Consider the following 12781-nt stretch of genomic DNA (forward strand, 5'->3'; position numbering starts at 1 on the left):
CTCCGGTCCACCCGGACCGGTGACAGCACGAGCACGACCTGCAGCACCTGCACCACCCGCACCACAAGGACGCGGGGGACCGTCGGGCCGGCACGACCGGCCAGACGGTCCCCAGCAGGGGGCGCTCAACGACGAGACGGCGAGAGGCCACGAACCACATGACCACCCGACACGACCCGGCGCAGACCGCGCCCTCGGCCCGACGGAGGGCCCCCCGCGGGGCGAGAGGCGCCCTCGGGGGCGCGCTGAGCATCGCTCTGCTCGCCCCGATGGCCCTGGCAGGACCGGCAGCGGCCCTGGCCCCGGCCCCCGGACGCCCGACGACGGCGCTCGCCCCGGCGGTGCCGGCCGCCACCGAGACGAGTGCCACCGAGGCCCCCACCCCCACGGCCGACGGCCTGAAGCTCTGGTACAAGCTCGACGAGCTGAGCGGCACGGTCGCCCACGACGCCTCGGGCTCGGGCCGTGACGGCACGCTCGTCGGCGGCGGAGACTGGACCGACGGGCAGGGGCTCACGTTCGGCGGCTCGAGCTACGTGGACCTCCCCGACGACCTCCTGGCCGGCTACTCGGCCGTGACGGTCAGCGCCGACGTGTGGATCGACTCGTCGCTGAGCGGCAACTACTTCTTCTACAACCTGGGCAACACGGCCGTGGGCTCACCGCAGTCGGGCAGCGGCTACCTCTTCTCCTCGGGCAACGCGAACTACCGCGCGTCCGTCTCGAACGCCGCGTGGGGTGCCGAGCAGAACACGGCCAAGTCGCCGTCCGCGGCCCTCGCGCGTGGCGTCTGGAAGACCGTCACCTACACGCAGGGCGCCGGCACGGGGCGCCTCTACGAGGACGGCGCGCAGGTCGGCGTCAACACGGCCGTGACCCACACGCCGAGCTCGATCGGCAACGGGAAGACGACCGCCAACTACCTCGGCAAGTCCGCCTACGCGGCCGACAACCTCTTCAAGGGGCGCATCAAGGACTTCCGCCTCTACGACCGCGCGCTCACGGCCGCCGAGGTCGCCGACCTCAGCACCGCGAACGCCGCGGCGTCGCTCTCCGCCGACGTCAGCGCCCTGTCCCTCGGGGACACGAGCGCCGTGGCCAAGAACCTCACGCTGCCCGCGAAGGGAACGGGCGGCTCGACCGTCACCTGGGCGACGTCGGACGCGAGCGTCGTGACGTCGTCGGGCGTCATCACCCAGCCCGTCGGTCAGGCGCACACCGCGACCCTGACCGCGACGCTCTCGCTGCGCGGCCAGAGCGCCACCAGGACGTTCGACGTCACCGTGGTGCCCGGCACGGGCGACCAGGGCGTCGTCGACGCCGCGGCCGCCGCGCTCGAGGTCAAGAACCTCGACGACGTCCGCGGCAACCTCACGCTGCCGACCACGGGAGCAGAGGGCACCACGGTCACCTGGGCGACCACGGCCCCCACGGTCGTCACGCCGTCGGGCGAGGTCACGCGCCCCGCGCACGGCCAGGCCGACCAGACGGTCACGCTGACCGCGACCGTGAGCAAGGGGCAGGCCACGGCCACGCGCGCGTTCGCCGCGACGGTCCCCGCGCTCCCCGAGCAGCAGGACTTCGCGGGCTACCTGTTCTCCTACTTCATCGGTGAGGGCTACGCGACCGGCGAGCAGGTCTACTTCGGCCTGAGCAAGGGCAACGACCCGCTCAGGTACCGCAACCTCAACGACAACCAGCCCGTGCTGACGTCGAGCCTGGGGGAGACGGGCCTGCGCGACCCGTTCGTCATCCGCTCGCCCGAGGGCGACAAGTTCTACCAGATCGCGACCGACCTCAAGATCCACGGCAACGGCAACTGGGACGCGTCCCAGCGCACGGGATCCAAGTCGATCATGGTGTGGGAGTCGACAGACCTCGTGAACTGGACCGACCAGCGCCTCGTCCAGGTCTCCCCGGAGACCGCGGGCAACACCTGGGCCCCCGAGGCCTACTACGACGCGACGATCGGCGCCTACGTCGTGTTCTGGGCCTCCAAGCTCTACGAGGAGGACGACGCGGGCCACACGGCCAACACGTACAACCGCATGATGTACACCACGACCCGCGACTTCTACACGTTCACCGAGCCGCAGGTGTGGGTCGACCCGGGCTACTCGGTCATCGACTCGACCGTGATCGAGCACGACGGCGAGTTCTACCGCTTCACCAAGGACGAGCGGAACAACACGTCCACGACGCCGTGCTCCAAGTTCGTGCTGGGCGAGAAGGCGAGCGAGCTGCGCTCGCTGAGCTACGACTTCATCACCGACTGCATCGGCAAGGCCAACTCGCTCGGCGGCGGCATCAACCAGGGCGAGGGCCCGACCATCTTCAAGTCGAACACCGAGGAGAAGTGGTACCTGTTCATCGACGAGTTCGGCGGCCGCGGCTACGTGCCCTTCGAGACGACCGACCTGAACGCCGACGAGTGGAAGATGTCCACGGGCTACGAGATGCCCTCACGCCCGCGCCACGGCACGGTCCTGCCCGTGACGCAGACCGAGTACGACGCGCTGCTCAAGGGCTACCAGCCCGACGCGTTCGTCGAGTCGGCCGAGGACGTCGCGGCCGTCGTGAGCGTCGGTGACGCGCCGGTCCTACCGGCCACGGTCGCCACGCGCACCGCGGCCGGCACGACCACCCAGACCGCCGTCACGTGGGACGCGATCGACCCCGCGAGCTACGCGCAGGCCGGGACCTTCGAGGTCACAGGCTCGCTCGGCGCCGGCGTGAGCGTGCGTGCCAAGGCCGTCGTGACCGTGGTCGAGGGCGACGTCCCCGTCACGGGCCTGGTGGTCTCGCCCACCTCGACGCAGGTCACGGTCGGATCGGCACGCTCGCTCACCGCGACCGTGACCCCCGCCAACGCCACGGCCCGCACCATCACCTGGACGAGCGCCGACCCGTCGGTCGCGACCGTCGTCTCCAACGGGCCCTCCGCGGGCACCGTGCGCGGCGTCGCGGCGGGCAGCACGACCGTGACCGCCACGACCGCGGACGGGTCGCGCACCGCGACCGTCACGATCGACGTGACGAAGGAGATCCCGGGCCTGGTGGTCCAGTACCGCCTGGACGAGACGAGCGGCACGCAGGCCGTGAACTCGGCGCCGAGCAGCGCCGTCGGGCCCGCGACCGTCGTGGGCGGGGCCGCCCGCAACGGCACGGACGGCGTGCGCCTCGACGGGGTCGACGACCACGTCAGGCTGCCCAACGACGTGCTCAGGGGCCTGACGGAGATCACCGTCTCGCTCGACGTGCGCATCGACACCGCCCAGTCCACGCCCTACTTCATCTACGGCCTGGGCAACACGAGCGGGTCGAGCGGCAACGGCTACCTCTTCACGACGGGGGACGCGTACCGCACGGCCATCGCCTCGGGGAACTACACGACCGAGCAGAACACGACCAAGGGCTCGAACCTCGCCCGCGGCGTGTGGAAGCACCTGACGTACACGCAGTCGGGCACCACCGGCACCCTCTACGAGGACGGGATCCAGGTCGCGAAGAACACCAACGTGACGACGACGCCCGGCTCGATCGGTAACGGCACCACGGCCGCGAACTACATCGGCCGCTCGCTCTACTCGGGCGACAAGTACCTCAAGGGCGACGTCCGCGACTTCCGCGTCTACGACCACGCCCTGAGCGCCGACGAGGTCAAGGACCTCGGTCAGGACCACTCGGCCGTCACGGGAGCCGAGCTCGCCGAGCTCAAGGTCGCCGCGATCGTCGACGGCGGGTCCAGCACGGTCACGCTCCCCGTGGTGCCCGGCACGGACCGCTCCGCGCTCGCGCCTCGCCTGGTCGTGTCCGACCGTGCGACCGTGACGCCCGCCAACGGCTCGGTGCAGGACCTCACGCAGCCCGTGACCTACACCGTGACCGGCCCCGACGGGGTCGCGCGCACGTGGACCGTCCAGGCCAAGGAGATGCGCAGCCCGGTCCTGCCGGGCCTGTACGCGGACCCGAACATCGCGGTCTTCGACGGGGTCTACTACATCTACGCGACCACGGACGGCACGCCCGGCTGGGGCGGCAAGGACTTCTACGTGTGGAAGTCGACCGACCTCGCGAGCTGGGAGCGCTCGGCCGAGCCGTTCCTCACGCTCGACGGCGCAGCGGGCGACGTCCCGTGGGCAACGGGCAACGCGTGGGCGCCGACCATCATCGAGCGCGACGGGAAGTACTACTTCTACTTCTCGGGCCACAACCCGACCTACAACCGCAAGACGATCGGTGTCGCGGTCGCGGACAGCCCCGAGGGGCCCTTCACCGCGCAGCCGACGGCCATGATCACCAACGGGGAGGCCGTCACGACGGGGCAGGCGATCGACCCCGCAGCGTTCGAGGACCCGCAGACCGGCACGTTCTACCTGTTCTGGGGCAACGGCAGCAACGCGCCGCTGTACGCCGAGCTGAACGACGACATGGTCTCGGTCAAGCAGGACACCATCACGAAGTTCGGTGGTCTGACGAACTTCCGCGAGGGCCTGTTCCTCAACTATCGCGAGGGGACCTACCACCTGACCTACTCGATCGACGACACGGGCTCGGAGAACTACCGGGTCGGGTACGCGACGTCGACGAGCATCGACGGGCCGTGGACCTACCGCGGCGTGATCCTCGAGAAGGACGTGTCCCAGGGCATCCTCGGGACCGGGCACAGCTCGATCGTCCAGGTCCCCGGGACCGACGAGTGGTACATCGCCTACCACCGTTTCGCGATCCCCGGCGGTGACGGGAACCACCGCGAGACGACCATCGACCGGCTCACGTTCGGTGAGGACGGCCTCATCCAGAAGGTCGTCCCGACGCTCGAGAGCGTGCCGCCGCTCGACGTGACCGAGCCCGCCCAGGTCGAGGTCGACGTCACGGTCGCGCCCAAGTGCGTGGCCGGCAAGGCCGCGCTCACGGTGCTCGTGCGGAACACCGAGGAGGTGCCCGTCGACGTGGTCGTCACCACGCCGCTCGGGACCAAGACCTTCCTCCAGGTCGCGCCGGGCAAGCTCGCGTCCCAGACGTTCTCGGCCCGTGCGGTGACGCTCGCGGCCGGGAAGGTCACGGTCACGGCCCAGGCCGTGCTCGACGGCGCCCCGGTCACCACGGTCTACGACGTCACCTACGCAGCGGCCAGCTGCGGCTGACCTGCTGGTCGCCGCCGAGAGCTGACCTGCTGGTCGCCGCCGAGAAGTGAGTAGATGCCCCAGTTCTGGGCGCAGGAGGGGCATCTACTCACTTCTCGGTCAGGGCGCCGACGGCGCCCGCCCTTCCCGCACCACCGCACCCTCTGCACCACCCGCACCACGAACCGAAGGAGCACATCGTGAGAAGAACCAGGGGACGTCTCGTTGCAGCGAGCGTCGCCGTCGCCCTGAGCACCGGGCTGACGACCACCGCTGTGGCAGCCGCCGATCCCGTCCTGCCCGAGGCCGGGCTCGTCGCCTGGTACAAGCTCGACGAGGCGAGCGGCACGTCGGCCGCGAACTCGGCGCCGGGCTCGACCTTCGGGGCCGCCACGGTCAACGGGGCCGCGCGCAGCGCGAACGGCGTCACGCTCGACGGGGCCGACGACCACGTCCGGCTCCCCGACAGCCTGCTCAAGAACCTGACCTCGGTCACGGTCGACCTCGACGTCCTGGTCGACACGGCCCAGGCCACGCCCTACTTCATCTGGGGCATGGGCAACACGAGCGGCTCGAACGGCAACGGCTACCTGTTCACCACGGGCAACGCCTACCGGACCGGCATCGCGTCCGGCAACTGGTCGACCGAGCAGAACACGACCAAGGGCACCAACCTCGCGCGCGGGGTCTGGAAGCACCTGACCTACACGCAGACCGGCACGACCGGGACCCTCTACGAGGACGGCGTCCAGGTCGCGCAGAACACCGCGGTCACCACGACCCCCGCCTCGATCGGCGCCGGGACGACGACCGCCAACTACATCGGCCGCTCGCTCTACTCGGGCGACAAGTACCTCAAGGGCCAGGTCCGCGACTTCCGCGTCTACGACCGGGCGCTGCCCGCGAACGACGTCGCGGCCCTCGCGCAGAAGACCTCGGCAGCGGCCGCGGGAGCCGACGCCGCCGCCCTCGACCTGGGCGACACGAGCGCCGTCACGAGCAACCTCACGCTCCCCGTCACGGGCGCGCAGGGCTCGACCATCGCGTGGGCGACCTCGCACGCGGACGTCGTGACGTCGTCGGGCAAGGTCACCCAGCCCGCCGCCGGGCGGCCGGCCGCGAGCGTGACCCTGACGGCCTCGGTCACGCGCGGCGCCGTGACGCTCCCGCGGACCTTCACCGTGGTCGTCCCCCCGGCCCTCGACGACGCCCAGGCGGCTGCCTGGGACGCGCAGCACGCCGTCGTGACCAACATCGCCGACGTCCGTGGCAACCTCACGCTCCCGACCAAGGGTGCGCAGGGCTCGACCCTGACGTGGACGTCCTCGGCGCCCGGCACCGTGAGCGACACAGGAGTGGTGCACCGCCCCGCGCACGGCGCGGGCGACACCGAGGTGACGCTCACGGTCACCGCGACCAAGGGCACCGCGACGTCGACCCAGCCCCGCACCGCGACGGTCCGCCAGGCCCCCGAGGCCCAGGAGCCCGCGGCGTACTTCTTCCCCTACTTCAAGGGTGAGAGCACGGCCGACGGCGAGGAGATCTACTTCGCCGCGAGCCAGGGCAACGACCCGCTCAAGTGGCAGGAGCTGAACGACGACAAGACCGTCCTGCGCTCGGGCCTGGGGGAGAAGGGCCTGCGCGACCCGTTCGTCATCCGCTCGCCCGAGGGCGACAAGTTCTTCCTCGTCGCGACCGACCTCAAGATCTACGGCGGCAACAACTTCGGCAACGCGCAGGAGCGCGGCTCGCTGAGCCTCATGGTCTGGGAGTCGACCGACCTCGTGAGCTGGTCCGACCAGCGCATGGTCAAGGTCTCGAGCGACTACGCGGGCAACACCTGGGCCCCCGAGGCGTTCTACGACGAGGCCGCGGGCGAGTACGTCGTGTACTGGGCCTCTGCCCTCTACCCGACGACCGACAGCAGCGACCGTAAGATCGCCACGAGCTACCAGCGCATGATGTACGCCACGACGCGTGACTTCGTGACCTTCAGCGAGCCGCGGATCTGGGTCGACAACAAGCGCGGCACGGGCCTCGGCATCATCGACGCCTCGGTGACCAAGGTGGGCGACACGTACTACCGCTTCATCAAGGACGAGAAGTACATGACGGTCCGGAGCGAGAAGTCCACGGACCTGCGCGCCACGAGCTGGGACCTCATCACCGAGAACATCGGCGTGGGGCAGCCCAACGGCTACGGCGGCACCTTCACGGCGGGCGAGGGACCCACGGTCTTCAAGTCCAACACCGAGGAGAAGTGGTACGTCTTCATGGACCAGCCCAGCTACCACGGCGGCAAGGGCTACGTCCCGTTCGAGTCGGCCGACCTCGACTCGGGGGTCTGGACCAAGTCCGAGCCCGCGACCCTGCCCGTGAGCCCTCGCCACGGCACGGTGCTCCCGGTCACGCAGGCCGAGTACGACCGCCTGCTCGCGCACTACCAGCCCGACGCGTTCGTGGCCTCGGCCGCCCCCGTCACGGTCACGACGGCCGCGGGTACCGCGCCCGTGCTGCCGGCCACGGTCGCCGTGACGTACGGCGACGGTGCGACCAAGGACCTCGCGGTCACGTGGGACGCGGTCGACCCCGCGTCCTGGGCGCAGGCCGGCACGTTCGCGGTCAGCGGGTCGTTCGGCCCGTCGATCACGACGCGGGCCACCGCCACGGTCACCGTGACGGCCCCCGTCGACCCCGAGCCCGACCCCGACCTCGCGGTCGAGGTCTCGGCCACGGCGAAGTGCGTGGCGGGCAAGGTCACGGTCTCGGTGCGTGCGGTGAACGGTGAGGACGTGCCGGTCGACGTCAAGGTCGGCTCGGCGTTCGGATCCAAGTCGTTCGTGGGGGTGGCGCCGGGCAAGTCGGCGTCGCAGTCGTTCGCGACGCGTGCGGGCTCGGTCGAGGCCGGGGTCGTCACGATCGCCGCGAGCACGACGGGTGCCTCGCCCGTCACCGCCACGTTCGAGGCGCCGTACGCGGCCCTCGACTGCGGCTAGCACTTCCGGGCCGGGCGGGGGCGACGTGCCCCCGCCCGACCCGGACAGGGCCTGACCGGCAGTGGGCGAGGTTTCCCTCCTGCGCCCGTCGTCTGCTCGATGCCACCGGCGGTCGGGTCCTGCAGCACCACCAGCTCGAAGAATCGAAACTCGATGAGGAGTGACACGACATGTCAGAGCACGACTCGACCTACTCGCGCCGATCCGTCCTACGGCTCGGCGCGCTGACGTTCGGGGCCGCAGCCGGTGCTGCGACCCTTGCCGGAGCAGGAGGGAACCTCGCGGTCGCGGCACCAGCCGTCGCCGCACCGGCACCGTTCGTCAACCCCGCCCCGCCGGTCAGCCGGCGCTTCCTGCAGTCGCTCGACCGCAGCGTCGCCCTCGACGGATGGACGGCACAGCCGTTCTCGATGTCGCAGGTCACGCTCGAGCCGAGCGTCTTCACGCGGGCGCAGGACCAGGCGCTCAACCTCGCCCGGGCCTACCCGGTCGACCGGATCCTCGCGGTCTTCCGTCGGACCGCAGGGCTCGACACCAAGGGGGCCAACGCCCCCGGCGGGTGGGAGGGGTTCGGGCACGCCAACGAGGACGCCTGGGGTCCTGACGACTACCCGGGCCGCGCGAACACCCAGACCGCGAACCTGCTGCGCGGTCACTACGCGGGCCACTTCCTGTCGATGGTCGCGCTCGCCTACGGGAGCACGGGCGAGGCCGTCTTCAAGGACAAGGTCGACGCGATCGTCGCGGGGCTGGGCGAGGTCCAGGCCGCGCTCGCGGCCACGGGCCGCTACAGCCACCCGGGCTTCCTCGCCGCGTACGGCGAGTGGCAGTTCAGCCAGCTCGAGAAGTACGCGCCGTACGGCGAGATCTGGGCGCCGTACTACACGTGCCACAAGATCATGGCCGGACTGCTCGAGGCCTACCACCTCACGGGCTCGGCCCAGGCGCTCGAGATCGTCACGTCGATGGGCGAGTGGGTCCACAGCCGCCTGAGCAAGCTCCCCGCGGACCAGCTCGAGCGCATGTGGGCCATCTACATCGCGGGCGAGTACGGCGGCATGAACGAGGTCATGGCCGACCTCCACCAGATCACCGGTCGTGAGGACTTCCTCGCGACCGCGAAGCTGTTCGACCTCAACGCGCTCGTGAACGCCTCGGCCGCAGGCACCGACACGCTCAACGGCAAGCACGCCAACCAGCACATCCCGCAGTTCCCGGGCTACCTCAAGGTCTACTCGCACACGCACGAGCAGAAGTACTTCGACGCCGTGAAGAACTTCTGGGGCATGGTCGTCCCGGGGCGCACCTACGCGCACGGCGGCAACGGCGAGGGCGAGCTGTGGGGCCCCGCGAACACCGTCGCGGGGGACATCGGCACGCGCAACGCCGAGACCTGCGCGACGTACAACATGCTCAAGGTCTCGCGCCTGCTCTACTTCCACACGCTCGACCCGAAGTACATGGACTACTACGAGACCGGGGTGCTCAACCACATCCTGGGCTCGCGCAAGAACGCCGAGTCCTCGACGAGCCCCGAGGTCACGTACATGTACCCGGTCCACCCCGGGGCGCGCCGCGAGTACGACAACACGGGCACGTGCTGCGGGGGCACGGGCCTCGAGAACCACGTCAAGTACCGCGACTCGATCTACTTCCGGTCGGCCGAGGACGCCCCCGGCAACCCCGTGCTGCACGTCAACCTCTACGTCGCCTCGACGCTCGACTGGTCCGAGCAGGGCTTCGAGATCGTGCAGCAGACCGAGTACCCCAAGGTCGGGGCGAGCACGCTCGTGGTCAACGGCTCGGGTCCGCTCGACCTGCGGCTGCGGGTCCCGCGCTGGATCCAGCGCGGGTTCACCGTGAAGGTCAACGGTGAGGCGCAGGACCTCGCGGCCGCGCCCGGCACCTACGTCACGGTGAGCCGCACGTGGACGAGCGGCGACCGCGTCGAGATCTCGATGCCGCTCTCGCTGCGCGTCGAGCCCACGATCGACAACCCGGCGATCCAGGCCCTGCACTACGGACCGGTGGTCCTGCTGGCCCGCAGCGCGGCCACGAAGTTCCTCAAGCTCTCGCTGTACGCCAGCATGCGGCTCGACGGGAGCCTGGACACCGCGGCCAAGGCGCTCGGGGACAACGTGTTCCAGCTCGGCGACCTGACCTTCGAGCCGGCGTACTCGGGTGGCAGCGCGCTCTACCACATGTACTTCGAGCGCTCCGAGCCCAGGATCGTGTTCGCGGGCACCGACTCGGGCGTGGCCAACGCGCGCCGCGCGAACGGCACGTCGTTCCTCGATGTCGTCTGGGCCGAGGGCTCGTTCGTGGACCGTGCGGCGTTCCTCGCGACGGTCCAGCGCACGGCCGAGACCTTCGTGGCCGAGGGCCTGCTGACGCGCCGCGACAGCCAGAAGGTCCTGGTCGCGGCAGGCAAGGCGAAGATCGCGTGAGCGCCCACGAGGGGCGGCGCCGCGACGCGGCGCCGGACAGCACGCACGGGCACGACGCAACGGGCCTGCAGGCCCCGGGACGAGGGACGGTCATGGCACGAGCAGGACGAGGGGCGGCCGGGTTCTCCCGACCGCGACGGTGGACGGCGGCGACGCTCGCGGGAGTGCTCGTGGGGGCCGGGGCGCTGGGCGGCGCAGGGATCGCGGTCGCCGCGGTGGGCTCTTCCCTCCCGGCCGTGACGGCCGCCGCGGAGGCTCCGGCCAACGTGGCCCTCCTCGGCACTCCCGAGGCGAGCTACACCGCGAGCTGGCACGCGATCGACGCCGTCAACGACGGAGAGGTCGCGCACACCGGCTCGTACGACAAGGCGTGGGCCACGTGGGACGGGAACCGCCCCGCGACGCAGTGGCTCGAGTACGCGTGGGAGGCGCCCGTCCGGGTCGACCGCTCGGTCCTGTCGTTCTGGTCGGACGGCGAGGGGGCCAACGGCGACAACGTCCGGGTCCCGGGGTCGTGGAAGATCCAGTACTGGGACGAGGCGACCTCGACGTACAAGGACGTCGTCAACCCCAGCGCCTACGGGACGGCGCGCCTCGCGCCGAACGAGACGACCTTCGAGCCCGTGACCACGACCAAGGTGAGGGCGACGTTCAACGCGCTCAAGGGAGCCACGGTCGCGACGTACTCGGCCGTCGGGGTCACCGAGTGGGAGCTGTGGGGCACGGGCGGCACCGAGGAGCCCGAGCCGGTCGACCCCAACGCGCCCATCGACGTCTCGCCCGTGCACGTCCCCACGCTCGTGGGCGAGCTGCCGGACCTGCCCGAGGACGTCGACGCGATCTACGAGGACGGGCGCGTCGCGTCCGTCGCTGTCGACTGGGCCGACGTCACGGCCGAGCAGGTCGCCGAGAAGGGCAGCTTCGGCGTCACGGGGGTGGCCGAGGGGATCGTCGAGCCCGTCCAGGGCACGGTCTACGTGCGCGACGGCGAGCCCGGCGACGTGACCGAGGTCGACTACGTGAGCGTCGTGACCCTCGCGGGCACCGCGCCGACCTTGCCGTCGAGCGTCACGGCCGCGTTCGAGGACGGCTCGCGCGACAGCCGCACGGGAGTCGAGTGGGACGCCGTCGAGCCGTCGCACTACGCCGAGGCGGGCGGGCTCTTCTTCGTGGAGGGGGACGTCGAGGGGACCGACCTGCCGGCCGAGGCGACCGTGTTCGTCGTGGCCCCGGACGACGCCGAGGACACCATCGCACCCACGGTCTTCCTGTCGGTCGAGCCAGGTCCGGCGACCTCGGGCTGGTACGTCGAGCCCGTGCGGGTGACGGTCGCGGCGAGCGACAACCGCGACCCGGCCCCCGCGGTCGAGGTCTCGGTCGACGGCGGTGCCTGGGCCGCGTACACGGGCCCGGTCACGGTCGACACGGACGGGGTGCGCACGGTCGCGGCCCGCGCGACCGACGCGTCGGGCAACGTGGGCGAGGCGACCCGCGAGCTCAAGGTCGACGCGACCGCGCCGGTCACGGTCGCCACGGTCAAGAACCTCGGGTCGAGCGTCGAGGTCACGCTCACCGCCACGGACGCCGGGTCGGGCGTGGACCGGATCCAGTGGGAGGGGCCGGGCACGTTCTGGGGCACCTACCAGGAGCCGTTCACGCGTGCCCTGACCGAGGAGCCGCAGGTCATCGAGTTCGCGGCGACCGACGCCGCGGGCAACCAGGAGGTCCGACAGCGGATCGAGCTGCCCGCCCTGGGCGAGCCCGACCCCGACCTCGCGGTCGAGGTCTCGGCCTCGGCGAAGTGCGTGGCGGGCAAGGTCGCCGTGTCGGTGCGTGCGGTGAACGGTGAGGACGTGCCGGTCGACGTCAAGGTCGGCTCGGCGTTCGGGTCCAAGTCGTTCACCGGGGTGGCGCCGGGCAAGAGCGCGTCGCAGTCGTTCGCGACGCGTGCGGGCTCGGTCGACGCCGGGGTCGTCACGATCACCGCGAGCACGGGCGGCGCCGACGGCACCTCCGCGACGTTCGAGGCGCCGTACGCGGCCCTCGACTGCGGGTGACCGGCTGACCCGACGACCCGATGACCGCCGCGGGGCGAGGCGGTGCTGTCTCGTCCCGCGGCTGCCCCGGGGCCGTGCCCTGGCCGGCCGGTGCACCGGGGCCACGCCCGGTCCGCCGCGACGTCTCCTTGCGTCGCGGCGGGCCGGGCGTCGTC

4 protein-coding genes are annotated in these 12781 nt (G+C 71.2%); all 4 read left to right on the forward strand.

From position 1 onward, the window contains the following. Nucleotides 1-269: 269 nt before the first annotated feature. Nucleotides 270-5147, forward strand: coding sequence for a family 43 glycosylhydrolase (locus tag OERS_RS21895; RefSeq protein WP_169834163.1), 4878 nt, complete (start codon nt 270-272; stop codon nt 5145-5147). Nucleotides 5148-5326: 179 nt separating this feature from the next. Then, nucleotides 5327-8122 carry an immunoglobulin-like domain-containing protein gene (locus OERS_RS01335; RefSeq protein WP_083201134.1) on the forward strand — a complete coding sequence of 932 codons (2796 nt, stop codon included), beginning with the start codon at nt 5327-5329 and terminating at the stop codon, nt 8120-8122. A gap of 170 nt (nt 8123-8292) precedes the next feature. Next, the gene (locus tag OERS_RS01340; protein WP_068623763.1) at nt 8293-10569 is read left to right on the forward strand and encodes a glycoside hydrolase family 127 protein; all 2277 of its coding nucleotides are present in this window, start codon (nt 8293-8295) and stop codon (nt 10567-10569) included. Further along, entirely contained in the window at nt 10566-12626 is a 2061-nt protein-coding gene (locus tag OERS_RS01345; protein ID WP_068623765.1) for an Ig-like domain-containing protein, read from the forward strand. The genes OERS_RS01340 and OERS_RS01345 overlap by 4 nt, the downstream gene beginning before the upstream one ends. Nucleotides 12627-12781 lie beyond the last annotated feature (155 nt).

Origin of the sequence: Oerskovia enterophila (assembly GCF_001692445.1) — a bacterium.
GTDB classification, from domain to species: Bacteria; Actinomycetota; Actinomycetes; order Actinomycetales; family Cellulomonadaceae; genus Oerskovia; species Oerskovia enterophila.